This window comes from Desulfospira joergensenii DSM 10085 (genome assembly GCF_000420085.1).
GTDB classification, from domain to species: domain Bacteria; phylum Desulfobacterota; class Desulfobacteria; order Desulfobacterales; family Desulfobacteraceae; genus Desulfospira; species Desulfospira joergensenii.
Map to the genome: position 1 here is coordinate 1,397,150 of NZ_ATUG01000002.1, position 24,638 is coordinate 1,421,787.

Consider the following 24,638-nt stretch of genomic DNA (forward strand, 5'->3'; position numbering starts at 1 on the left):
TTATCCGATACCTGTCCATAAAAGGCATCGGGAGTTTCTTTTGCATGACCTATTTTTTACATATCTGCAGGGCCGAAGTCAATGATAAAAACAAGGGGGCAGGAGGTCCGATCACTCCTTATCGTCTTCAGGAACAACCTCTTCATCTTCTTGGGAAGAATTTTGGTCTTCCTCTTCCGGGCCATGGGTTTCCGGGTCCGGATCCTCATCAGTGTCCTCAATATCCAGGGGTTTTTTCCCGAAAACCCGGGCTCCGACGATACTGATTTCGTAAAGGATCATCAGGGGAAGGGCCATCATGATCTGGGTGATCACATCCGGGGGGGTGATCAGGGCGGCGCCGACGAAAAAGAGGAGAAGGGCGTACTTCCGGTTCTTCTTTAAAAAATCAACATTGACCAGACCCATTCTGGCCATAAAGGTAAGGACCAGGGGAAGTTCAAAGACAAACCCAAAGGCCAGGAGCATCTTGGATGCAAAGGAGAGGTACTCCTTCATGGAAGGCATGGCATGGATGGTATCCGTGGCAAATCCGAGGAAAAAAGCAAATCCGTAAGGGAAGACGATAAAGTAGCCGAATGAAGATCCCAGAATAAAGAAAAACAGGGACAGAACCACAATGGGAATCAGATATTTTTTCTCAGTTCTGTAAAGACCCGGTGAGACAAACATCCAGAATTCGTAGAACAACACCGGGGTGGCCGCGATAATACCGACCAGGAAAGAGACTTTTAAATAGGTGAAAAAGGCTTCGGGCAGGCCTGTGAAGATCATCTGGGCGTTGCCGTTTTCTCCCATGGCCTTTACCAGGGGAAAAGTCAGGATTTCAAAGAGTTTTTCCTTGAAAAAATAGGCCCCGACAAATCCGACGCCGACGGCTATGAATGATCGGACCAGCCGGTCCCGCAGCTCACCCAGATGCTCTGTAAAAGGGCTTTTGTTTTCATTGTCCATGGTTTACTCGTTCAGGTTCCCCTTGGAGTCCGGTTTCTCAGAATCTGAGGTCTCTCCCTCTTCGGAAAAATCAGAGTCTGGTTGGGCCGTTTTATCTTTGTCTTCGGCGGGCTCTTCTTCAACCTCTGTTTTGGGATCTTCTTTGGCTTCCTTGATGACCGTCTTAAGATCCTCGGACGGGGCAGGGACGTCCTGGACAGTGGATTCAAGGTCAATGCTCCGTTTGAGATCCTGGGCAGAGCGTTTGAATTCCCCCATGGCCCGGCCAAGGGTTTTGGCCAACTCCGGCAGTCTCTTCGGTCCGATGACGATGAGGGCGATTGCCAGGATCAGCAGAATTTCAGGCATTCCAAGACCAAACATCTTCTCTCCTTCTGTTAACTCGGTCAATTTTAAGTGTAAGGTTTTACACTGAGTATGGGTCGGTGTCAACCTCAAGGCCATTGGCAAATAATGTCATTCGGCTCAATCCCCGGTGTGCGGAAAAATGGTAACCCTTGAAATATTCTATATATTAACCTTCAGGTAAATAATTTCCGGATCTTGAACTTAAAACCAAATCCTAATTTTAAAAGCCCCTGGGGGACCTGTCCGGGTTCAGGTTCCTTTTTTGGGGGAGTACGGTTTTTTATAGGGTTTTTTCCCGGGAGCCCTTCTTTTCCGATACGGTTTCTTTCCGGAGCCCGGTTTGCTCTTGGGCCGGGGACTGGGCTTGGGCAGGTCCTGTTCAAGGGCATCGGAGGGGTATTCGCAGTCAATTTTATGGCCCAGAACCTCTTCGATCTGGGGGAGCTGGAAGGAACTCATCTCATCGGCAAAGGAGACGGAAGTTCCTTTGGCTCCTGCCCGGCCGGTTCTGCCGATCCTGTGGATGTAGTGTTCGGGCTCAATGGGCAGGTCATAGTTGATCACATGGCTGATCCCTTCAATGTGAAGCCCCCGGGCTGCAACGTCCGTGGCAACAAGGATGCTGATCTTTCCGTTTTTGAAGTTGTTGAGCACCTTGAAGCGTTTATCCTGGGAGACATCCCCGGAAAGAACGCTTGATTTGAGGCCGTACCGGGAAAATTTTGAGGAAAGATAGGTGGTGGTATCTTTCCGGTTCACAAAGATGATGACCCGGGTAAGCTTTTCCGAGGTGATGAGATTGTAGACATGTTTGAATTTGTCGTCCTCGGTGGTCAGGTAGACGATCTGGCGGATGGAGTCCGCAGCAGCCTGTTCCGGATCGATTTCTATCCGGACCCTGTCCTGGGTGGTCCAGGAATCGGCCAGGCGCAGAACCTCATCGGTGAGGGTGGCGGAAAAGAAAAGGGTCTGGCGTTTGTCCTTGTGGGGGGTCATATAGACCAGCCGCCGGACATCGGGGATAAATCCCATGTCCAGCATGCGGTCGGCCTCATCCAGGACGATAATTTCAACCTTTGACAGGTTGATGAGTTTTTTGCTGATGAAATCAAGGAGCCGGCCCGGTGTTGCCGCAATGACGTCCACCTTTTTTTCCGTGAGCTGGTTCTGTTGTTTCTGATATCCTGTTCCCCCGAAAACGGACACGATGTTCAGCCGTGAATATTTGGCAAGGGCGTTAAAATCTTTTTCAATCTGGTGAACCAGTTCCCGGGTGGGGGCCAGGATCAGGGCCCTGGGAAACCCTGTTTTGTTCTTGGAGGGGATTTCCTGGAACCGTTTGATCATGGTCATGATAAATGTGGCGCTTTTGCCGGTTCCGGTCTGGGCTTTTGCCGTGGCATCCAGCCCTTTCAAGGTGTGGGGGAGAAGCTGGGCCTGGATGTCGGTGCAGTACTCAAATTTGAGATCAGCAACGGCGTGCATGAGGTTCAACGGCAGATCCAGGTCGTGGAACCTTGTCTTGCCTTCCTGGGGCGCTACATCAAATTTGTCCAGGGTCCACGGCTTTTTCTTGGGGCGCGGGGGCCTTTTGGGCGAATTCGGTTTGGGGTCCGGCCCGGGGGATGGGGCCGGTCTGTTATTGGTTTTTTTCTTAAGAGGGGCTGGATTAGATGATTTTTTTTCGTCCTTCCCCTGGACCATGTTTTTCAAAAATGAGAATATTTTTTTCAATGGTGAGCTCTTTAGCGGTTAATAAAAAAGTTAATAGCCTGTTTGCATCCATGATGTAGCAGACAGGCAGGTGTTTGTGAAGTTAAAAATGGAATTGGAGGTTATCCGCCTGCCACCAAAGGCAGCAGGCGGATGGTTGAATTGTCTGGGATCGGGGTCTCCCTGAACCTGGGGCTGGAGACCAGTTTCCCGTTCAAGCGGACCACTGAACAGAAATCCGTATTTTCCAGGCTCTTTAAGAGGGATTCAACGGTCATTCCCTCTGACCAATGAATTTTTTTTCCGTCGACTTCTATGGTCCCTTTTTGAAAGATTTTATTCCACCCCGTTCTTTTTGAGGACTTCCACTACTTCGGGAAAGTCAATGCCCAGGCGGCGGACGGTTTCAAGGGTGGGGATACCGTCCCTGTTCCAGCCCCGTCTTTCATATACCGCATCCTTGAGCAGTTCATATTGTTCCTCCCGTTTCCGGCGCAGGGCTACCAATTTGGCCGGGGGGTCCAGGTCGGAGATATCCATGCCGTATTTTTCGGTCAGCTGGCTGTCGTACCTCTCTTTTCGGGAGTCATACTCTTCCAGGGTCACCGGGCCCATGGCCCGGTAGGGAAGGGTGTCGTGTTCCCGGGTGCCGTATCCCATCTTGAGGTTGAAAATGCGCTGAAAGTTATAGACTGCTTCGCTCATGGAGATGAGATCTTCGGGCCGGGTCTTTTTGCCGGTAACCGATGAAAAGAACTCGGCATACCATCCCATATGCTTGACCACCTTGGCCGGTTCGGGATTGGTGTTATTGTCTTCGGGAACGATATCGTTCCAGGGAAGTTTGCACAGGCCGCAGAGTCCGAACCATGTCCTGAACATGGGAAACCAGTGAAGGGCTTCTGCCTTGTCCTCAAAGGTGGGCATGAAATTGTGAACCATGTCCAAGAAGATCAGCCAGGCTTCGTCATGCTGGGGACCTTTCAGGGCCAGGCCGTAACCGCCCTGCTGGGCAAGGGACTCCTTGGTGATGTATTCGGAAAATTCCAGACCTTTGGACTCCATACCGATGTCCTGCAGGAAGTTTGGATCAGATCCGAAATCCCTGGCAAAGATCTCTTTCATCTGCCGGATGCCCTTTCCCACGATGGCGCCGAACCCTTCCCCCCGGGCCATCTGGTGAATCAGCTCCAGGGCGTTGAAGCGGTTGCCAAAGCTAAGGTCCATTCCCCCGGTGTGATCCAGGGTGATCTGGCCGTTTTCAAAGCATTCCATGACGAATCCGATGGAGGTGCCCACGGAAATGGTGTCCAGGCCGTAGGCATCGCAGTAGAAATTGATTTCCAGAATGGTCTGGGCGTCAAATATTCCCAGGTTGGAGCCGCAGCCGGCCACGGTTTCGTACTCAGGTCCGTCCACAAAAACCTTGGCACCTCTATAGGGTCCGGTAAAGGGGGAAAAGTCCTTTACCCCGTGGGCGCAGGCCACAGCACAGCCCCTCCAGCATCCGTCAAACCCCTTGTCAAAGATATGTTCATAGACCTCTTCACCGATGACTTTGGATTCCGGGTGGGAACCGAATTTGAAGTTATGGACCGGCAGGCAGTCATGATCGTTCATGATGGGGACCAGATGGGTGGTGCCCACCAGGGCCATGCGGTTCTGCTTGGGATCCAGTTCGTGGATCTCCCTGGCATGACTCTTGGTGACCTTTTTAAGTCCGTCCAGGTCAAAGGGATTGTTGGTCTTCATGGAGACGGCACCGAATCTGGCCACAATTGCCTTGACCCGCTTGTCTGCCAGCACCGTGCCGATGCCCCCCCGTCCGGCCTGTTTATACCGGACCCTTTTCCGTCCGGCATCCCACCAGGAGAAGTTGAGGCATCCGAAAAAGGTGTTTTCAGCGCCGGGCCCGGCCGTAACCACGGATACGTTGACCGGTTTTTCCGGATCAAAATATTGGGTCAGTTCCCGGGACATTTCATAGGAATCCGAGGGAAGACCCGAGGCCTCGAATATTTTGATCTTATTTTCAATCCCGTCGATGAGGACAATGGTCTCCCTGTCGGCTTTTCCGTCAATCTGAATCACGTCAAACCCGGAAAATTTTTTATAGGGACCGAAGTATCCCCCCACATTGGAGTCAATGGGAGCTCCGGTCAGGGGAGAAATGGCCGTGACAATGCTTTTCCCTCCCCCGGGATATCCGGGCGTCCCCCCCAGGGGGCCGGAAGAGATGCAGACTGCATTTTCAGGATCGTTCCATTGGGTATTTCCTGATACGGCATTCCACATGAACCAGAGGTCGTACCCCTTGCCGCCGATGAATTTATCCTTGATCTCTTTTTCAATTGGGCGGATGATGATGTCCGTGGTTTGAAGGTTGATCCGAAGGGACTGATTCGTATACCCCATGTCGATTTCAGCCCGTTCATAGGAGACGGATTTGGTCTCCGAAAGATTGATGTGACCCATTGTAAAACTCCTTAAAATTTATCCTTATTGTTTGATACAGGTTTGTTTTTTCTTCAGATCTGGCAAAATCCGAAGCGCGTTTGCGATTCCCCTATAAATTTGAGATGTTTCCCCTGATGCAAATATACCACAAACAAAGATTCAAGTATACACAACCCGATTTCGGGCGTGGAGGCTTGAATGGTTAAACCATTGATATGGTAAGAAAGGGGCCTTGTCAATCGGTTCTTTAATGTGATAAAGGCCTAAATAGGCAAAAAAACTTGACTTTTCGGCCGGTTTTGGGGTAAAAAAGCCAGATTGAACAGTATAATTTAAAAATGAAGGTAGATTGAATGCTTATTCTGGCAAATTTTCTTGAAGCGATTGCTGTGGTTCTTTACTATGCTTTAAACATCTATAAGTGGATCATTATTGCAGGTGCGGTCCTCTCCTGGGTCAGCCCTGATCCTTACAATCCCATTGTCCGATTCATTAACCGGGCAACCGAACCCGTGTTCTATCAGATCAGAAAGAGGCTTCCGGTCAGTTTCGGCGGAATTGACGTATCTCCGGTGATTGCCATTCTGGCCATTCTTTTTCTTGAGGTCTTTGTTGTCAAAAGCCTGCACGGGCTTGCAGGATCAATTGTTTAATATCGAAAGGGGAAAAAAATGAGCGTTACACCTTTGGTTGTCAGGCAGAAGGAGTTTTCCACCCGATTCAGGGGGTTTGATGTTCAGGAAGTGGATGTTTTCCTTGAGGATGTGGCCAAGGAGATGGATGCCCTTGGCAAGACCATTGAACAGCTCGCCGAGGAGAAACATCGCCTGGACTTGGAAAATCAGGGGTATCGAAAAAGAGAAAACTCCATGAAAAACGCCATGATCCAGTCCCAGAAGGTGATTGATCAGATGAAGGAGAACGCCAAAAAATCCTCCCAGGCCGTAATTGCCAATGCCGAGGTAGAGGCGGAAAAGATTCTAAGCCGGGCACACAACCGGCTTTCCCAGCTTCATAGTGATATTATCGAACTGAAGCGTCAGAGGATTCAGCTTGAAATGCAGATCAGCGCCGTACTGGAATCTCATTCCAAGATGCTTGAGATGACCAAGGAAGAAAATAAGGCCGCAGACGAGACCGATACCACATTAAAATTTATCAAACACGGATGATCATCCTTTGCATAAGAGGTTTTAATGGCTGAGATTGATGCTTTTTTTAAACTCATGAACGACCAGGGGGCATCCGACCTCCACCTGGCATCGGGACAGCTTCCCGCCCTGAGGCTGAACGGTGAGATCGAACGGATCAAATATGACCGGCTGACCAGTGACAAACTCAGGGGCATCCTGTACGAAATTACCCCCCAGGAAAAGATCAAGACCTTTGAAGAGACCGGGGATGTGGATTTCGGGTATGAGATCCCCGGTTTGGCCCGCTACCGGGCCAATTACTTTATGCAGAAAAACGGAATTTCCGCCGTATTCCGTGAAATCCCATCCAATATCCTCACCGCAGAGCAGCTGGGACTGCCCCCGGTGATCTCCAAGCTGGCCAATCTTCCCAGGGGACTGGTTCTGGTTACCGGACCTACGGGATCGGGCAAGTCCACCACCCTGGCCGCCATTGTGGACCAGGCCAACCGGACCCGGAAAGACCATATCATCACCGTGGAAGACCCCATTGAATTCGTACATAAGAGTCAGTCCTGCATCGTCAACCACCGGGAGGTGGGGCTTCATACCGATACCTTCTCATCGGCCCTGAGGGGGGCCCTGCGTGAGGATCCGGATATTATTCTTGTGGGGGAGCTCAGGGATCTTGAGACCATTTCCCTTGCCATAGAGGCGGCGTCCACAGGTCATCTGGTGTTCGGAACCCTCCATACCTCCAGCGCGGCCAAAACCGTGGACAGGATCATCGAGGTGTTTCCCTCGACGGAACAGGCCCAGATCCGGTCGACCTTGTCCGACGGTCTTCGGGCCGTGGTGGCCCAGGTTTTGTTTAAACGGGTGGATACAAAGGGCAGGTGTGCGGCCCTGGAGATCCTGGTGGCCACGCCTGCGGTGCGCAACCTGATCCGGGAGGCAAAAACCCACCAGATCCCCTCCATGATCCAGACCGGAAAACAATACGGCATGCAGCTTCTGGACGATGCCATCATGCAATTGTATAAAAAGGGCTGGATCAGTCCGGATGAGGCCTATACCAAGGCCAACAACAAATCAGCCTTCAGATCCTATCTTAAGAATCCGCCGGTTGATTTTACAGAAGCCTGATGACTCACCCGGGGGCTCAATGGATCATCGGGAATGAATGATTTTAGGTGCACCTGTAAAAAAACGGATTGCAGCACCTTGATATTTCTTAAATCGAACGGGTAAAGGCCTATGAAAAAACAGCAGATCGACCATATCCTGACAAAAATGCTGGACTCCCATGACAATGTGTCAGACTTGAATTTGACCCCGGGCAAACCCCTTCAGGTGGAAAGTTCGGGGCAGCTGGTTACCGTAAAGATCACACCTGATTTTCAGGTGTTGACCCCGTTCCAGACGGAAGTTTTTGCCCTGAACCTGATCAACAACGACAGAAAACTGACGGAAACCCTTTTGCGGGAGGGATCCTGCGACATGTCCTATCAATTGGGGACCAAGGCAAGGTTCAGGGTCAATATCTTTTCAAGGTCAGGCAAATACTCCATTGTCTTGAGAAAGCTGGAAACCCGGATCCCCACCATTGAAGACCTGAACCTGCCAAAGGCTTTTTTCTCCATGGCAGAGGAAAAAAACGGGATCATCTTTGTCACCGGCGCCACAGGGTCTGGTAAGTCCACCTCCCTTGCCGCCCTTCTGGATACCATCAATGAAAGCAAATCCGTCCATGTGATTACCCTGGAGGATCCCATCGAATACCAGCACACCCAGAAGAAATCCACCTTTAACCAGCGGGAACTGGGCATGGATTTCGACACCTTTGCCAGCGGACTGAGGGCTGCTCTGCGCCAGGCCCCCAAGGTCATCCTGGTGGGTGAGATGAGGGACAGGGAAACTGTTGAGATCGGATTGTCCGCAGCGGAAACCGGCCATCTGGTTCTTTCCACCCTTCACACAGTGGATGCCGGACAGACCATTAACCGTGTTCTGGGCATGTTCTCCACGGAAGAGGAAAAACAGATTCGGATCCGTCTGGCCGACACGATCCGGTGGGTGGTGGCCCAGAGACTGCTGCCCAAGACAGGCGGGGGCAGAGTGGCTGCTTTTGAAATTATGGCCTCAAACCTAAGGGTCAAAGACTCCATCCTTAACGGGGAGTCCGAAGGCAAGACATTCAACGATATTATCACGGCTGGCAAAGCCCAGCAGATGGTCTCCTTTGACGAGTTCATCATCTCCCTCTACGAAGAGGGTAAAATCGATGAAGCCACAGCCATGGCCTATGCCTCCAGAAGAGATATTGTGGGAAGGGGGCTGGACGCCATCAAAAGCGCCCGGGGAGAGGCCACCACAAATATCGATTCCCTTGAAATAGACCATGGGTATAAAGGGTGAAGACCCTTTGGATGAAGAATGAGAGGATTTAGTTAAATGAATATTACCTGCCCCCATTGTCAGACAAAATTGAATGTCCCGGATGAGAAGATCCCAAAAGACAGGGACTCTTCCTTTAAATGTCCCAAATGCAGTGAAAAGATAACTGTCCCGGCATCCAGGCCCCAGGCAGTTCCCCCGCCGGTTGACTCGGCTGGAAAACAGTCCGCGGCTTCTGCCCGGTTTTCCTCCCAGGGCCGCAGCCGGGCCATGGTCTGCCTGGGAGAGGGAACCCCAGCCGGTGCCGCCATGGCAGTCCTGGGGCAAATGTGGTTTGAGGTGGAGACCCCGACCAACGTCACCCAGGCCCTTAAGAAACTGGGGTACCACATCTATCCCTTGGTTATCATTGACGAGTCCTTTGATCAGGGGCGGGGATTGTCAGACCTGATCGCCCATGTGAACAACCTGGATATGTCCTTGAGGCGGAGGATCTGCCTGATTCTGATCAGCCGGCAGAGTCCCACTGGAGATCGAATGGCTGCCCTGCATGCCAGTGTCAATCATATTATCGGGTTCCACGACATGGCCCTCCTGCCCCAAATTCTTTCCGAAGCCCTGATCGAGCATGAGAATTTTTACATTGTCTATAATGAATCCATGAAGGCCGCAGGCAAGGCATAGTCATCCATGATCCACAACTGGTACGATCCGCCCGGGTTCTCCGAAGGGCTTAAACGGGCCTTTTCATTTTTCAATCTGGGGATTCTGATCTTCAGCTTCTTATTTGTTTTTTCCGAATTCCGGTTTGACTGGTGCGAAAAACTCCTGGGGGCCTATCTTCTCTCCAACAACGATTCAAGGCCTGAAAAAGGGGCGGTCTGGGAAGCCGGACATGATACCCTGGATGCCTTTCAATCCCTCACCGATATTATCAGCCGCCAGGAAACCGCCCGGCAGAGTGTCCGGGATGCAGAGTCCTTTGCCGGGCTTGCCTCAAGCCTGGGATCCGGGGAGTGGGTGATCATTGAAAGGGAGGAATTTCAAAGGTTCTATCGATCCCTGCCCCCGTCTGCGGCCCGGAAGATCATTGACCCGGCAAGGCTGGTCTGGCTTTTGAAAGGGGCCACAGTGGATAGGATCTTCTGTGAAGGCGGATCCAGAGGGATTCAGATTTATTTTATCGACGCCCAGAATCGAGTGGTCCAGCAGCTTGACCTGGACCGGGAGAGTCTGTCCGCTCTCCAGCAGGGCCCGGTGCCGGAAAAAGGGTATCTGGAGGATCTGGAATCCTTTTCAGGACGGATCTATCCGGCAGATGAGTTTTTCAGGGCCGCCTTTAAACTGCCTCCGGACATGATTTCGGATCTGATCCAGGAGCCTGAACTGCTTCTGGATCAGAAGGGGGTTATCCAAAGGGTGGGAATCTGGAACCAGGCTGAAAACGGAAATATCCGCCTGGGATTTGAATTTGAGGATCAGGGGGAAACCCGGGTGCTGTTTGTCCAGGCCAGGGAGTGGGCGGTATGGCAGCTGGGCCTGATCCTCAAGGGGGAGATTCAATGAGATCCGCATTGTTCTCCATGGTCCGGCTTCTCTTTTTCATTTTCCTGGGCATGGGAACCCTGGGAGCCTTGGCTGCCGCATTTCTGATTTTTCATGTATCCTCGGATCTGCCCAAACTACCCCAGGACCTGAGGCGGATCATTGAGATGCCCCAAACCCGGATATATTCATCTTCCGGCCAGGTTCTCATGAACCTGGGAGAACAGAAGTCCATTCCCATTTCCATGGTATCCAAGGATTTTATCAACGCCATCCTGGCCACTGAGGATCATCTTTTTTTCGACCACCACGGGGTGAACAAGCTTCGGACCCTTAAGGGACTTTACGTCACCCTGTTTAAACCCGGCCGGGTGGAGGGGGCCTCCACCATCACCCAGCAATTGGCCAAGAACCTTTTTTTCAGTTTTGAGCAGTCGTTTAAACGGAAATTTCAGGAAATGCTCATTGCCTTTCAGATTGAGGCGGCCCATTCCAAGGAAGAGATCCTGGAGGCCTATATCAACCAGATCCATTTCGGTGCAGGGGCCCAAGGGATAGAAAAGGCGGCCAATACCTTTTTCAATAAACCGGCCCAGGATCTGACCCTTGCCCAGGCCGCTCTTTTGGCGGGTTTGCCGAAATCACCCACGGCCTACAACCCCTTTCTCTATTATGACCGGGCGCTCAAACGGAGGAAAATTGTGCTGGACCGCATGGTCGCAGTGGGGTTTATCGACCGGGAAGAGGCTCTCAGGGCCGCAGAGGAAAAGCCTGTTCTCCATTCAGGAAAAAAGGATTCCAGATCCGGCAGTTATTTTCTGGATGCCCTGATCCAGCATTTGATCGAAATTTACGGTGAAAACCTTGTGTTCCACGGGGGGCTGAGGGTCTTTTCCACATTGGATACCCGGCTCCAGGCCTCTGCCGGGCAAGCCCTAAAACAGGGTCTTGAACGACTGGACAGCCTCATGGGTATCGGAGAGAATGAAAAAGACCGTCCCCAGGGGGCCCTGGTGGCCGTTGAAAACGGTACCGGAGCGGTCCGGGCCCTGGCCGGGGGGCGGGACTATTTTACCAGCGAGTTTAACCGGGCCGTGAACAGCCATCGCCAGCCCGGCTCAGGATTTAAGCCCTTTGTCTACTATACGGCATTCAAGAAACTGGGGCTTCATCCGGGCAGCCCCATGACGGACCGGCCCGTCCGTATCCCTGTTCCCGGAAGGCCGGACTGGGAACCCCGGAATTTTGAAAAGGTTTGTTCCGGGGATATGGTATTGAAAACAGCCCTGACCCGGTCGGTCAACACCATTGCCGCACAATTGGTTCAGATGACCGGACCCGATGCCGTAATAGAGACGGCAAGACTGTGCGGGGTGAAGAGTGAACTGCAAAAGGTCTATTCCATCGCCCTGGGGACCTCCGGGGTGACCCCCCTTGAAATGGCATCGGCTTTTTCCGTGTTTGCCAACCTGGGAACCCGGCATGATCCTTTCCTTGTCCAGCGGGTGGAAGATCCCCTGGGACGGGTGCTGTTTGAACATATTGTCCAGGACAGGCTGGTCCTTGAGCCGGCCGTTGCATACCAGGTTGTGGATATGATGAAGGCGGTTGTGGATACGGGCTCGGGCCGGTCCATCCGCCGGTCCGGATTTTTGCGGCCTGCGGCGGGGAAGACCGGCACCTCGGATAATTACAAGGACGCCTGGTTTACGGGGTTTACCCCCGGTCTCACCACTTCTGTCTGGACCGGGTTTGATAAAAAGAAGACCCTAAGGGATGCCGGCGGCAGGGGCATCACCGGAGGCCGGGGAGCGGCACCCATCTGGTCCGACTTCATGTCCCGGGCATTAAAGGGAGAACCGGAAAGGGATTTTCCCATTCCGGACCATATCCGCTTTGAGAAAATCGATGTTGCAACCGGGTGTGCCCCGGCCCCTGAAACAGACCCGGAAAATCCTGTTTCGGTATTGACCATTCCCCTGAAAACCAACCAGAACCTCTGCGGGGAGCCATGATCCGGTATCTGAGAAATATCAGTGTCTGTCTCTGGGTGTCGAGCCTGTTTTCCATTCCCTTCAGCTTCCTGGCTCTTCCCTGGATCAGACAGGTTCTCACCGGTGTCACTCCGGGGGCTGGGCTGATCGGGGTGGCAATTTTTTTCTACGGCCTGACCACAACGGGTTTTCATTTTCTGGGCCGGAAGATGATCCTGAATTTTATCCGGGAGGGAACCATCTGGGAACAGGCCGGTATAATTGAAAAGGCCCGGAAAAGGTATGGCGCGGCTGTCAGGGTTTACGACAGTTTCTTATTGTTTCCCTTGTCAGGGGAAGCAACAGGGAAGAAACTCATCCATGCATTGGCGAAATTTAGCCTGGGACCGGGAGCCGGCAACTTTGCCCATGGACGCCGGGCATCCTGTCTTTACCTGAGGGCAAACCCGGAGGACTCGGTCCTGGCAGAACTCTGGCTTCGGAGGTTTCTGGACAATCTCGGAGATAGAGGGGAGCCGGAAGACTCTGAACTTGAGCTTTTAACCTCCCTTGCTGAACTCCACCGGGCCGATGAGACTTTTCTGTCTCTTCTGGCCGGGGCTTTTCTCGCTCTGGGCAGGACAGATACCTCTGCCCGGCTGTTGTATTCAAGGGTTCTGGGCCGGCCCCGGCTCAGGAAGACCTTTGAAGATAAAATTGACCTTCTGCTGGGCCCATCCCCGCAAGGAACGCCGGATGGGGAAAGAGGCCTGGGGGATTTCATACCGATTACCGCGGACCAGGCCTATGATGAGATACCTATAAGATCCGGACCCGCAAAAAAGGAACCCGGTATTTTATTCATCAGAAAGGCTTTGATTAGGTCCTGGAATCTCTTCACTCGTGCCGGAGCCCGGGGAGTGAAATTTTTGAAAGCATCCGGCCGGGTTCTGGTATCCATTTTAAGGTCTTTTACAGCCTTTGCGCTGGCCGCTGTGGATCAGACACGGCAGAGGGAAAAGTCGGGGCCCTATATCCGGGCCGGGATACTGGGAGGAATGGCGGTTTTTCTTCTGATTTTTGTTATCAATACCATTTCCCATATGCAGCATCCGTCCGGCATGGAAAAGGGGGCCCAGGTCATTGAAGCCCAGATCCCCAAGCCATTTACCATACAGGTTGCGGCCTACCTGAAGCCCTCCCATGCCGACCGGTATTTGACCGTTTTGAACAAGAAGGATCTGGATGCCTTTGTGGAGAAGGTAAAGGGAGGCGGGAAAACCTGGTATGTCATCAGGATTTCCCGGTTCCCGGATAAGAAATCGGCGGAAGCCTATGGCAATCAACTGAAAAAACAGAAGATCATCGAAGATTTTTTTGTCTGCAACCGGTAAGAGGTCTAAAGGCTGATTGCCTTTTCGGCCAGTTGCATGGACGTTACAATGTCCAGCATATTGGTGGTGGTTCCCACCTTTTTGACTTCCATGAGTCCAAAATGGGTCAGGCAGGTGCCGCAGACCAGGATATCCACACCGGAATCCCCAAGCTCATTAAGGTCATCCATTGCAGGGGATCCTTCCACCGCCAGCTTAACACCGCTGTTGACAAAGACCAGACGCCAGAGTTCTTCTCCCATTTCCTTCAGGGTTTTGATGTAGTTGATCATGAGCTTTGTTCCCAACTCATCATCTCCGCTTCCCATCCGGTTGGAGGAGATCATGACCATGATCTTTTGAAGGGCGGGCCGGTCCTTCGGAGCCCCGGGTTCTGATCCCGGTCCCGACTCTGTTGCTCCATTTTCCTGTGCAGGGTCCCGGAATCCTTCAACGGCCGAGGTAGCGCCGTCTGAATCCACGGAAACCTGGAAATTCTGGAAACTCAGAAACCGGCTGACATTTTCCACAGCGGCCTCATTGTCAACCAGAATCCGTATCCTTGTGAGGGGGGTGTTTTCTATGGCTTCCTTGGTTTTCAATACCGGAGCCGGGCATTCCAAAGAGCGGCAGTCTATTTCTTTGATGGTCATGGTATTTTTCTCTGCTGGTAAAAGGTCCAAAGTCCAAAGTGCGGGGATAACCTCAATAACAAAGCCTTTCCAAGGGAATCGGCCTTATTTTGAATCCTATCTTAAGAAGACTCCTTCGGGAAGTCAAATAGGGATCATCAATGGAAAGTAAAATCAATATTCAAATTATGCATATAACCCGGATTGAGTATTGACACAGAAGAGGATGTGTGGCCATTATCCAGGGAGCACTCAACCCTGGAAAGGAGAAGGATTATGATCATTATTTCAAATGTTACCTATCCCCCGGAAAGCACCCGGGAGATCGCCAATCGATACCTTAAAGCCCCGGCCCTGCCGGATTATATCAAGAAAAAAGGACCTTATATCTCGGCCGGCCAGGAGTCGGGCATGCATTCCATCACCTATTATGAACTGGAAAACCACAGACTGGCAGAGGGCCTCCAGGCGATCGCCGACAGCCTGGCCGTCTACTTCGGGGTGCCCGGATACCGGTATGACATCAAACCTTATTTTGAACTGGAAGAGGGCCTGTCCATACTGGGATTGTAGTCGGCCCGGGACCGGTTCTTTGCCCAGCCGCATATTTTTTCAAATTCCGAGAACTTCCATTTAAGGGGAAAATCCCGGCATTGACCCGGTTTGACTTCATGGATGCGGCAGCCGTCATTCCCTAGAAAAATGCACTCCTTGTTTTCCTTTTCAACCAGGGACAGGGTCTGACGGTCCCGGGTCAGACGGGTATACTTCCGGGTGAAGGAGAGCAGATCCATTTCCAGGAACCGTGCAATGCGGTCGGCTTCTCCGGGCCTCAGCCTGACATATCCTTCCTGGCGGCAGCAGGCATGGCAGCGGATGCATCTGAAGTCTGTCATATCTTTCTGGTTTATTTCAGCCATTTTTATCAAAAAGATTTTTGTTGATTGTTAAGGGTTTCCAGCAGAACATGGGAGCTTTCAAAATCAGAGGAACAGGTTCATGTTCGGCCGGGCCAGGGTCTCGGGAGGGCATTGCAGCAGGCCGTCAATATTGTCCTGAATCTGATCCATGGTCTCGGCCCGGATGAGCTGTTTTAAGATGGAGTGGGCAAATTTGAAATTGGCGCAGAAATAGGGGGCGAATTTTTTGAACATCTTGACGGCAAAGCGGTCGTTGTAGTGCTCCCTGAGCAGTTCGGCCATGGATGTGGCCGTAAAGTGATACACATCCTCACCCGGTTTAAAGCCCCGGGTCCATTGGGCAAATATCCAGGGCCTTGCCACGGCCATCCTGCCGATGGATAGGCCCTGGCAGCCGGTCCGGTTTACCATTTGCATTCCGTCTTTCTCGGTAAACAGGTTGCCGTTCCCAAAAACCGGAATGGAAACGGCTTTTTCCACCTGCCCGATGATCTCCCATCTGGGGGGGCGGTTCCGCCGGTCAGGGGCCACCCTCGGGTGAAAAACCAGGGCGTCGGCCCCGGCGTCCTCAAATCGTCTGGCCATGTCTTCAGGAAAGCCGGGGTGGTTGTCCCACCCGGTCCTGAATTTTACAAATACAGGGCAGGCAACGGCCTTTTTCACCGATGCCACGATCCGGCCGGCCAGCTCCGGTTCTTTCAAGAGGGCGGCTCCGCATCCTTTTTTACAGATGGCGGCAACGGAACAGCCGAAATTAAGGTCCACACCGAAAAAGCCTTCCGACTCAATGCGCCGCGCCGCCCCGGCCATATCCTCTTCACCTGCCCCGAAGATCTGGCAGACCGTATGGGGCAGTTCCTCTTTTCTCCAGGTAAAGACATGTGAGACGGAGGGATTTTCGTGGGGAACGGCCCGGGCGCTGCACATGCCGGTAAAGAGAAGACCGAAACCACCGAACCGGGAAACCAGTTGCCTGAAGGCAATGTGTCCCAATCCTGCCATGGGGGCCAGGAAAAGGCGGTTGGATATGTTTTTTCCGCCGATGACAAGACCGGTGTTTAAAAACCGGGCAAGAGCGGCTGGGTCCGTATGTTTCATGGGCAGGGCTTTGGGTAACAAAATTAAAGTCTGACCTTATACTCGATATTCATAAATATGTCAATGATATCCAATTTTTCCAAGATCATATGAGACGGGCTCCCCGGGTGGCAACCTCCGTTCCAGTGGCTATCATCTGCCTGTGGTTAGGGAGGAAAAACTCCGAATCAAAGAACCCATTTTTCAGGGTCGGTCTTTCTTGACATCGGCCCTTACCTATAATATTCTGAGTGCTTATGTTAAACAGGGGTAAATTGAAGAATGCACACCAGGCATGAACAGGAAAAAAGACAGTTTGTCAGGCTTTTCAAAGAGCAGGGACTGGACCGGTTCGATCAGCGGTTTCAGGTGCTTGAGGCCTTTTTAAAGCTTGAGGACCACGTTACCCTCCAGGAGATCTCCCGGCAGTTGAAAGCCGACGGGATAAAGCTGGATGATGAGTTCATCTTTTCCAGCATGGAACATCTTTGCCGGTTCGGATTTGCCCTGAAGGCTGAATTTGATCAGGATAGGGATACCCTTTATGAACACCGCCATCTGGGGGTCCACCATGATCACATGATCTGCACAAAGTGCGGATCGATCCTGGAGTTCAAGGATGAAGCCCTGGAGAAACAGCAGAAAAAGGTGACCGCCGCCTACGGATTTTACATGCTCCAGCATAAGATGGAGATTTACGGCCTCTGTTCGGGATGCATGGCTTCGAGAAAAGAACTGGTGCCTTTGAACCGGGCCAGGCAGGGCGAAAAGATGATCATAAAGGAAGTGGATGCCGGTACAAAGATGCAGCTTCGCATCTCCTCCATGGGCCTGAGGATCGGAGATCCCGTTGAAATTCTGTCCAGCGGATTCGGGGGGCAGATCGTGGTGGCCTCGGGTCAGAACCGGCTGGTCATTGGAACGGGCATGGCCCAGAAGATATGGGTCAGGCATTTTGGAAAGGATGATTTGCCCGAACCGGACAAGATCCGGGACAGGGAGGGGAAAGGGAAGACCATGCCCCTGAGCCGGATGAAATCCGGTCAGGAGGCGGTGATCGTCCGGGTTTCCGGTGAAAGGCTTTTGCGCAGGCGGCTTCTGGAGATGGGGATTAACCGGGGAACAAAAATCTATGTGGAAAAATATGCGCCCTTGAAAGATCCCCTTGAACTGGTGGTCAAGGGCTACCATGTTTCCCTGCGGGTGGAAGAGGCAGCCAATATTCTGGTTGAACAGGTACACGACAGACAGATATGAGGCAGACATATACCATTGCCCTGGCCGGCAACCCCAATTGCGGCAAGACAAGTATTTTTAATCACCTTACCGGGGCCCGGCAGAAGGTGGGAAACTGGCCCGGGGTCACAGTTGAAAAAAAAGAAGGTCTTTTACGGCACCGGGATGCGGATCTCAGGATCGTAGACCTGCCCGGGACCTACAGTCTGACTCCTTTTTCCATGGAGGAAATCGCAGCCAGGGATTTTGTTATCAATGAAGCCCCGGATCTGGTGATCAATATCATCGATGCATCCAATCTTGAGCGGAGTCTTTTTCTGGCCCTTCAGATTCTGGAACTGGGCCGGCCGGCCGTTTTCGCCCTGAATATGGCAGACACGGCCCAGGCCAAGGGGATCCGTATAGACGAAAAAAAGCTGTCGGACCTTCTGGGACTGCCCGTTGTCTTTACCGTGGGCAACAGGAACAAGGGGATAGGGGACCTGGTTGACAGGGCCATTGAAGAGATCAGGGCCTTTGAAAAGGGGAAAAAAACAAGACCCATCCGCTACGGCAAAGAGGTTGAAGATTCCATCTCAAGGGTTTTAACAATCCTGGATTCAGACCCGGACCCGGAGAATATCGAAGCTCTTTCCCGGTGGAATGCCATTAAGCTTCTTGAGGATGACAGGATCGTCAAGGAAAGAATTTTAGTCCGGATGAGCGGAGCCGGGGAAGAGGCAGTTGCCGAAGCCAAGGCCTGCCGGAAGAGGATTTTTGATCAGTTCCAGGACGATTTCGAGATTGTGCTCACCGAGGATCGGTACGGGGTGATTGCCGGAATTGTAAAAGAGACTGTCACCAATCTTGCCTCCAGGCGGATCGACATGTCCAGGAATATTGACCTGGTACTTACGGACCGTTTTCTAGGCATCCCGGTATTTATCTTCTTCATCTGGGCCATGTTTCAACTGACGTTCAGCCTGGGGGCCTATCCCATGGGGTGGATCGAGTCAGGGGTGGGATTTTTGTCTGCCCGGCTGGACCTGATGCTGGAACCCTCTTTGTTCAAGTCTCTACTCCTGGACGGGATCATTGCCGGTATCGGCAGTGTGATCATCTTTCTTCCCAATATTCTGATTCTCTTTTTCTGCATTGCCCTGTTTGAGGATACCGGATACATGGCCAGGGCGGCTTTTCTGATGGATCGGGTCATGCATACTTCAGGGCTCCACGGCAAATCCTTTATCCCCATGCTCATGGGGTTCGGATGCAGTGTTCCGGCCATCATGGCCACCCGGACCCTTGAGCATGAAAAGGACAGGATTCTGACCATCCTCATGACCCCCTTTATGTCGTGTTCGGCCCGGCTGCCGGTCTATATTGTACTGGCAGGCAGTTTTTTTGCCCACAGGGCCGGCACTATTATCTTCTGCCTCTATACCGCCGGCATCCTCATCGCCATCCTGTCCGGCCGCCTGCTCCGTTCAATGTTTTTCAAGGGAGAGGATGCCCCTTTTGTCATGGAGCTTCCCCCCTATCGTACCCCCATGTTGAAAAGCCTGCTCATCCACATGTGGGACAGGAGCAAGATGTTTCTACGAAAAATGGGCGGGGTAATTCTCATCGGTTCCATCATCATCTGGGGGCTGTCAAATTTCCCCAGGAATATTTCATACTCAGTTGATTACCAGGGGCAGATCAAGCAGGTCATGGAGGCGGCTGAAACTCAAATGGCAGCGGCCGAAGAAAAAGAGCAAAAGATCCTCAAGGATCAGGTATCCCATAAAATTATGGAGATCGAGAATAAAAGGGAGCAGGAACGGGTGGCAAAATCTTATATCGGAAGGTTGGGCCATGCCCTGGAGCCTTTGTTTCAGCCCATCGGTATCGGGTGGCGGGCCGGTGTGGCTCTGGTTACCGGGTTTGTGGCCAAGGAGGTGGTGGTCAGCACCATGGGGGTGCTCTACGGGGTGGGGGAGGAAAATGGAAAGGCTCTGGAATCGGCCTTGAGAAAATCCGGCATGACCCCCTTGTCAGCCCTGTCCATGATGGTTTTTGTCCTGCTTTATGTGCCCTGTTTTGCCACGGTCATGACCATTTACAGGGAAGCATCTGCCCGGTGGGCATTGTTTAACGTGATCTACACAACTATGGTTGCATGGGCCATGTCTTTTCTGGTATATCAGACAGGATGTTTTTTACAGGGATGATATAAGGACACGGGGAGCCTGAAGTGAAAAGCGGGAAATCCGGCCTTTCTGCTGTTGTATGGCCGTTATATGGAGGAGCCGTCATGGAAAATTCTATGTTGAAATATAGGTTAAAATATTACGCTTTCCTGATTTTTTTGGGTTTGGTTCTCCCGGGAATGCTGGTCTGCCAGGCAGGCGCTGCCGAACGGGTTACGGTCAAAGCCGGAATCGCCAATTTAAGGTCCGGCCCCGGCACAAAATATGAAGTGCTTTGGCAGGTGGAGCAGTACCATCCTTTTCTGGTGGTTGAAAAAAAGGGCAATTGGTACAAGATAAAAGATTTTGAAGGGGATATGGCCTGGATTCACAAATCCCTTCTGAGCAAGATGACCGGAGTGATCACCAAAAAGACCAAATCCAATGTCCGGTCCGAGCCCAATACAAAGAGTAGGATCCTGTTTACCGTTGAGCGGGGTGTCCCCTTCAAAGTCCTCAAGAGAAAGGGGAACTGGATCAGGATAGAGCATGCAGACGGCGAAAAAGGATGGATTTATAAAACATTGGTATGGTGATCCGGCCCATGGCAGGATGGAAAAAAATCAGGACTTGAACACGGGGAAGACATCCTCTTCCCGTAGGGGACGAGTTCATTAACCTAAATCAAGGTGGAGCATGGCTGAACAGAAAATTTCGAACGAGAGAAAAAAAGAGCTGGAGCAGATGGACCCATTCCAGGTAAACCTCCTAAAGGCAATGACCTATGCAAAGGCACACAAAAATCAGCTCATGGCGGCTTTGGGCGCAGTGGTTGCCGTCATTGTCATCTTTTCGGGCATCATGGCCAGTTTTAAGCATTCGGAAGACAGGGCCTCTGAACTGACGGCCAGGGCGATTGCCAAGTATGCAAAGGCCCGGGATCCCCAAAAGGGATTTGAAGCGGTCAAGGATGATTTCGGGGCTGTTTTCCAGGACTATTCAAATACAAATGCCGGAAAAATGGCCAGGATGAAGTTTGCTAAAATATGCTTTGATGCCGGAGAGTATGACATGGCCTTTGACATGTACAGCCAGGCCTATGAAGTCTTTAAAAAGGACCCCGGTCTGAAAAATTTTCTACTGGCCGCCCTGGGGAACGTCTGCCAGGCCAAAAAAGATTTTGACCAGGCCCGTTCCTATTTTTCCCGGATAGAGAGCTCAGACTCAGCCCTGTCAAAGGACCAGGCTCTTTTTGCCCTGGCCGGCCTGCACGAGGCGCAAAATGAGTCCGATGCCAGCCGCAAATTGTACGAAAAACTGGCCAGTGATTATAAAGATTCAATTTATCACGACATTGCCGAGGCCAAATCCGCAAACTGATTATCCCCCCTTCATCCAGAACTGAAAAAGGCTGCTGACCTCTCGGTCGCAGCCTTTTTCAGAAAAGGAAAAAAAGATGAAAAAACTAACCCTTGGTTAGTGAGAATATAAAAATGCAAAGATCTTGCCAAACCGCCATGTTTTGCATATTTTTTTTCTCTTTTTTTTCTAAGCTCCTGAAACAAGGTTATTTTTCGTTAAAATATGACATTTTTTTCCCAATTGTCCCGGATGGGACAATTCTGTTTTTTAGGGGAAAGGTTCAAAATTTTGAACCCACTGAAAGTCAGATCCGAGCGTATCGAAGATAACATAATGAAATTATAGGGTTTTTATCGTAAGTTCAAGATTTTGAACCGATCACGGAGTGTATTGAATTCTCTTGTATTCCAATTGGTTATCAGACATCCAGGCCAAACTTTTTCAATTTCTGGTGTAAGCCGCTTTTTCCGATCCCGAGGATTTTGGCCGCCTTTGTCTGGACGTTTCCCGACATCTTCATGGCCCTTTGTATCATCCTTTTTTCCACGGCGGCAAGGGTTTCTGACAGGCCGGCCCCCTCGGGAATTCCATCCAGGGCAAGGGTGGGGCCGGAATTCTGCCGGACCTGGGGCGGCAGGTCCGGCAGTGAAATAATATCGCTGTCGGAAAGAATGACAGATCTTTCAATGACATTTTCGAGTTCCCTGACATTGCCGTTCCAATTGTATTCACACAGAATCTGTGTTGCTTCCCTGGAGATGCCGCTGATCACTTTGCCCGCAGATTCCGGACCACTGGTATATTTTTTGATGAAATGGTCAATGAGCAGAGGGATGTCTTCCTGCCGATCCCTTAGGGGGGGGAGAACAGCTTTTACCACATTGAGCCGGTAGTAGAGATCTTCCCTGAATCTGCCCTTTTTTACTTCATCCTCAAGGGTTTTATTGGTGGCTGCGATGAGTCGGAAATCAACGGGGATGGGCAGGGTCCCTCCCACTCTTTCCACTGTTTTTTCCTGAAGAACCCGCAGAAGTTTAACCTGCAAAGGCATGGGAAGTTCTCCGATTTCATCCAGAAACAGGGTGCCGCGGTCGGCCAGCTCAAACCGGCCTTTTTTCATGTTGGCCGCGCCGGTGAAGGCTCCTTTTTCATGACCGAACAATTCACTTTCCAGCAGAGACTCGGCAAAGGCGGAACAGTTCACGGCCACAAGAGTGTTTCTTTTTCTCATGCTGTTGCAGTGAATGGACTTGGCCACCAGTTCTTTTCCGGTTCCGCTTTCACCTTCCAGGAGGACCGACGCATTTGTCGGCGCCACCTTCTTGATGATTTCATACAATTCCTGCATGGGCTTGCTCTTACCGATGATATTGTCAAACTGATACCGGCTGTGCATGGCATCCCTGAGTATGCTGTTCTCCTGGACGATTCTATACATGGACAGGGCTTTGGCAATATGGGCGATGAGGGCTTCGTTTTCAAAGGGCTTGAGGATAAAGGTATAGGCTCCCTTGTGCATGGCCTCCACAGCCTTTTCCACACTGCCGAAGGCCGTCATGATAATAACCGGCAGGTCGGGTTTGAGGTCCTTTATCTTTTCAAGCAGGTCAATACCGGTCATCCCGGACATTTTTACATCGGTGAGGACCAGGTCAATGAGCTGGGTGTTCAGAATATCGAGGGCCTCCATGCCGCTTGAGGCCGTTAAAGAAGCATATCCCTCTTCCTCCAGGACCTCGCTTAAGATCATGGGGTAGTGTTTTTCATCATCAACGATTAATATGGTTTCCATTGTCCACTCCTAAACCGGCAGAAAAATTTCAAAAACCGCCCCTGAACCCGTAGAATTTGAAACCCTTATACTTCCTTTATGGGCTTCCATAATGTTTTTTACGATGCCCAGCCCCAATCCCGTGCCGGTGTCTTTTGTCGTATAAAAAGGGGTCCAGATCTTTTTTAGCACATCCGGATCTATCCCGTCACCATTATCGGTAAAGCAGACATGGATATGGCCCTTTTCCACGGCAATTGAAATGGCGATGACGCCTTCTTCCTTAACCGCCTGGAAAGAGTTGAGCAGGATGTTTAAAAACGCCTGGTAGAGCATGGAGGGATCCGCCATGATCTCGGGCAGGTTCGGGGTGAATGATTTTATGATTTCAATCTTTCGCTCTTTAATCTGGGGTTCCAGAAAGGTCAGATTCTTTTCAATGACCTCTTCCACGCGGCAGGGCCTCAGGTCCGGCAGTCTGGGCTTGGCAAAGTCCAGGAAGTCGGTGATGATATTGTCAAGCCGGCTGGACTCTTCCACAATAATATCGGGGATATTGCTCTTGACGGAAAGCCGTGCCATCTTTTTTTTCATGAGTTGGGCGCTGCTTTTAATTATCCCCAAAGGGTTTCTGATTTCGTGGGAGACACCGGCGGTCATCTCCCCGATGGCAGACAGGTGTTCCGCCTGGCGGAGTTTTTCTTCCAGCCGGAGTCTTTCTTCGGCCCTGCGTTCAATGATGTTTTCTCCATGCTTGACAATATACCTCAGTACAAGAAAGAGAATTCCCATTACACTGGCACAGGAGGCGACGATCAGTCCCTGGAGTCTGAATACCTGCTGGTAGTCATCGGACACGTCCCGGATGATCTCAATCACGCCGATAACCACCCGTTCCCCCTGCCTGGACAACCGGACCTCCTGCATCAACGGAGCAAAGGTAACGATTTTGGTTTCCTGGGGAAACCAGAACAGAAGTTCCAGAAAACTTCCCTTCTGGATGAGCTTGGAGGTGGATTCCTTTTGCATGGCCCTTTCATAATGGACTCCGCCGGCGTTTTTCTTTCCGATCCGGGTTTTATCAAAACTATAGCCGATGATATTGTCCGTTCCGTAGATATTGACCATTTCAACATGAAAACTGTGGAGGGTCGATTTTATAACGGCGTCCAAAAGGCGGTGCTGTTCTTTTTCCCTGAGTTTTATCTCTCCGTGCTGTAGGGCCACCGGGGCGACGAATCTGAGAAAAATTTGGTGATTGAGGTTTTCTATTAATAGGGTGTTGTACTCTTTGCTTTTTTCAAGGAGTAAATTTCTGACCCAGTGGGCATTGAGTGCGGCGATTATAATGGTTGCCGTCAGCATGACAATCAGGCTTGAAAATGTAAAGGCTTTTACCAGGATAAAGGGCCTTGCGCCCTGGGGGGGGAGTTGTTTCTGCGGGATTTTTTTCACATTTCTCCTTTATTTGGGTATTTTTGTTCATATTTTATCCGGGTTTGGTTTGCAATTGCCTTTTTTTTTTGCTATTCATGTAGCTAAACAGCGATAATGCTTGACTTTACAGCCGCATAGTATCAGAATTGCAGGAATATTG

General features: G+C 51.3%; 23 protein-coding genes. 13 read left to right on the forward strand and 10 right to left on the reverse strand.

Annotated features, from left to right (window positions below; translation table 11 throughout):
• Window positions 1-111: 111 nt before the first annotated feature.
• From tatC to F608_RS0118940, 5 genes are all read right to left on the reverse strand, one after another.
• Entirely contained in the window at window positions 112-954 is an 843-nt protein-coding gene (gene tatC / locus F608_RS0118920; protein WP_022667235.1) for a twin-arginine translocase subunit TatC, read from the reverse strand.
• A 3-nt stretch (window positions 955-957) separates the two neighbouring features.
• Window positions 958-1,317 carry a twin-arginine translocase TatA/TatE family subunit gene (locus F608_RS0118925; RefSeq protein ID WP_022667236.1) on the reverse strand — a complete coding sequence of 120 codons (360 nt, stop codon included), beginning with the start codon at window positions 1,315-1,317 and terminating at the stop codon, window positions 958-960.
• 234 nt (window positions 1,318-1,551) lie between these two features.
• Entirely contained in the window at window positions 1,552-3,036 is a 1,485-nt protein-coding gene (locus F608_RS32575; RefSeq protein WP_022667237.1) for a DEAD/DEAH box helicase, read from the reverse strand.
• A gap of 101 nt (window positions 3,037-3,137) precedes the next feature.
• Window positions 3,138-3,350, reverse strand: coding sequence for a MoaD/ThiS family protein (thiS, locus tag F608_RS0118935; protein ID WP_027362903.1), 213 nt, complete (start codon window positions 3,348-3,350; stop codon window positions 3,138-3,140).
• 1 nt (window position 3,351) lies between these two features.
• A complete protein-coding gene (locus F608_RS0118940; RefSeq protein WP_022667240.1) occupies window positions 3,352-5,490 on the reverse strand; it encodes an aldehyde ferredoxin oxidoreductase family protein in 2,139 nt (712 codons plus the stop codon).
• 335 nt (window positions 5,491-5,825) lie between these two features.
• Between F608_RS0118940 and F608_RS0118945 the strand changes: the two genes are divergently transcribed.
• The 8 genes from F608_RS0118945 to F608_RS0118980 all read left to right on the forward strand — a co-directional run bounded on the left by F608_RS0118945 (window position 5,826) and on the right by F608_RS0118980 (window position 13,914).
• A complete protein-coding gene (locus F608_RS0118945; protein ID WP_022667241.1) occupies window positions 5,826-6,125 on the forward strand; it encodes a YggT family protein in 300 nt (99 codons plus the stop codon).
• Window positions 6,126-6,143: 18 nt separating this feature from the next.
• Entirely contained in the window at window positions 6,144-6,644 is a 501-nt protein-coding gene (locus F608_RS0118950; protein WP_022667242.1) for a DivIVA domain-containing protein, read from the forward strand.
• Window positions 6,645-6,668: 24 nt separating this feature from the next.
• Entirely contained in the window at window positions 6,669-7,751 is a 1,083-nt protein-coding gene (locus F608_RS0118955; protein ID WP_022667244.1) for a type IV pilus twitching motility protein PilT, read from the forward strand.
• Between the two features lie 111 nt (window positions 7,752-7,862).
• Window positions 7,863-9,023, forward strand: coding sequence for a type IV pilus twitching motility protein PilT (locus F608_RS0118960; protein WP_022667245.1), 1,161 nt, complete (start codon window positions 7,863-7,865; stop codon window positions 9,021-9,023).
• Between the two features lie 36 nt (window positions 9,024-9,059).
• Window positions 9,060-9,686: a zinc-ribbon domain-containing protein gene (locus tag F608_RS0118965; RefSeq protein ID WP_022667246.1), complete on the forward strand. Its 627-nt coding sequence runs from the start codon at window positions 9,060-9,062 to the stop codon at window positions 9,684-9,686.
• A gap of 6 nt (window positions 9,687-9,692) precedes the next feature.
• Window positions 9,693-10,568, forward strand: coding sequence for a hypothetical protein (locus F608_RS0118970; protein ID WP_022667247.1), 876 nt, complete (start codon window positions 9,693-9,695; stop codon window positions 10,566-10,568).
• Complete coding sequence (locus tag F608_RS0118975) at window positions 10,565-12,562, forward strand: transglycosylase domain-containing protein (RefSeq protein ID WP_022667248.1); 1,998 nt, start codon at window positions 10,565-10,567, stop codon at window positions 12,560-12,562. The genes F608_RS0118970 and F608_RS0118975 overlap by 4 nt, the downstream gene beginning before the upstream one ends.
• On the forward strand, window positions 12,559-13,914 hold the full coding sequence (locus tag F608_RS0118980; protein ID WP_022667249.1) for an SPOR domain-containing protein: 1,356 nt from the start codon (window positions 12,559-12,561) through the stop codon (window positions 13,912-13,914). The genes F608_RS0118975 and F608_RS0118980 overlap by 4 nt, the downstream gene beginning before the upstream one ends.
• A gap of 5 nt (window positions 13,915-13,919) precedes the next feature.
• Here the strand turns inward: F608_RS0118980 and yedF are convergent, their stop codons facing one another.
• Window positions 13,920-14,546, reverse strand: a complete 627-nt coding sequence (gene yedF / locus F608_RS0118985; protein ID WP_027362905.1) for a sulfurtransferase-like selenium metabolism protein YedF — start codon at window positions 14,544-14,546, stop codon at window positions 13,920-13,922.
• Window positions 14,547-14,801: 255 nt separating this feature from the next.
• Between yedF and F608_RS0118990 the strand changes: the two genes are divergently transcribed.
• Window positions 14,802-15,098: a hypothetical protein gene (locus tag F608_RS0118990; protein ID WP_022667251.1), complete on the forward strand. Its 297-nt coding sequence runs from the start codon at window positions 14,802-14,804 to the stop codon at window positions 15,096-15,098.
• Here F608_RS0118990 and F608_RS32580 read toward each other — a convergent pair.
• Together F608_RS32580 and F608_RS0119000 are read right to left on the reverse strand one after the other, a co-directional pair.
• On the reverse strand, window positions 15,056-15,421 hold the full coding sequence (locus F608_RS32580) for a YkgJ family cysteine cluster protein (RefSeq protein ID WP_033398845.1): 366 nt from the start codon (window positions 15,419-15,421) through the stop codon (window positions 15,056-15,058). The genes F608_RS0118990 and F608_RS32580 overlap by 43 nt on opposite strands.
• A gap of 87 nt (window positions 15,422-15,508) precedes the next feature.
• Window positions 15,509-16,564 (reverse strand): tRNA-dihydrouridine synthase, encoded by a 1,056-nt coding sequence (locus tag F608_RS0119000; RefSeq protein ID WP_022667253.1) that lies wholly within the window; start codon window positions 16,562-16,564, stop codon window positions 15,509-15,511.
• 240 nt (window positions 16,565-16,804) lie between these two features.
• Between F608_RS0119000 and F608_RS0119005 the strand changes: the two genes are divergently transcribed.
• The 4 genes from F608_RS0119005 (at window position 16,805) to F608_RS0119020 (ending at window position 21,288) form a co-directional block, all read left to right on the forward strand.
• Window positions 16,805-17,779, forward strand: coding sequence for a FeoA domain-containing protein (locus tag F608_RS0119005; RefSeq protein ID WP_022667254.1), 975 nt, complete (start codon window positions 16,805-16,807; stop codon window positions 17,777-17,779).
• Window positions 17,776-19,950, forward strand: coding sequence for a ferrous iron transport protein B (feoB, locus tag F608_RS0119010; RefSeq protein WP_022667255.1), 2,175 nt, complete (start codon window positions 17,776-17,778; stop codon window positions 19,948-19,950). The genes F608_RS0119005 and feoB overlap by 4 nt, the downstream gene beginning before the upstream one ends.
• An 83-nt stretch (window positions 19,951-20,033) precedes the next feature.
• A complete protein-coding gene (locus tag F608_RS0119015) occupies window positions 20,034-20,504 on the forward strand; it encodes an SH3 domain-containing protein (protein WP_022667256.1) in 471 nt (156 codons plus the stop codon).
• 100 nt (window positions 20,505-20,604) lie between these two features.
• A complete protein-coding gene (locus F608_RS0119020; RefSeq protein WP_022667257.1) occupies window positions 20,605-21,288 on the forward strand; it encodes a tetratricopeptide repeat protein in 684 nt (227 codons plus the stop codon).
• 400 nt (window positions 21,289-21,688) lie between these two features.
• Here the strand turns inward: F608_RS0119020 and F608_RS0119025 are convergent, their stop codons facing one another.
• On the reverse strand, window positions 21,689-23,062 hold the full coding sequence (locus F608_RS0119025; RefSeq protein WP_022667259.1) for a sigma-54-dependent transcriptional regulator: 1,374 nt from the start codon (window positions 23,060-23,062) through the stop codon (window positions 21,689-21,691).
• A 9-nt stretch (window positions 23,063-23,071) separates the two neighbouring features.
• Window positions 23,072-24,496 carry a sensor histidine kinase gene (locus tag F608_RS0119030; protein WP_022667260.1) on the reverse strand — a complete coding sequence of 475 codons (1,425 nt, stop codon included), beginning with the start codon at window positions 24,494-24,496 and terminating at the stop codon, window positions 23,072-23,074.
• Between the last annotated feature and the right edge of the window lie 142 nt (window positions 24,497-24,638).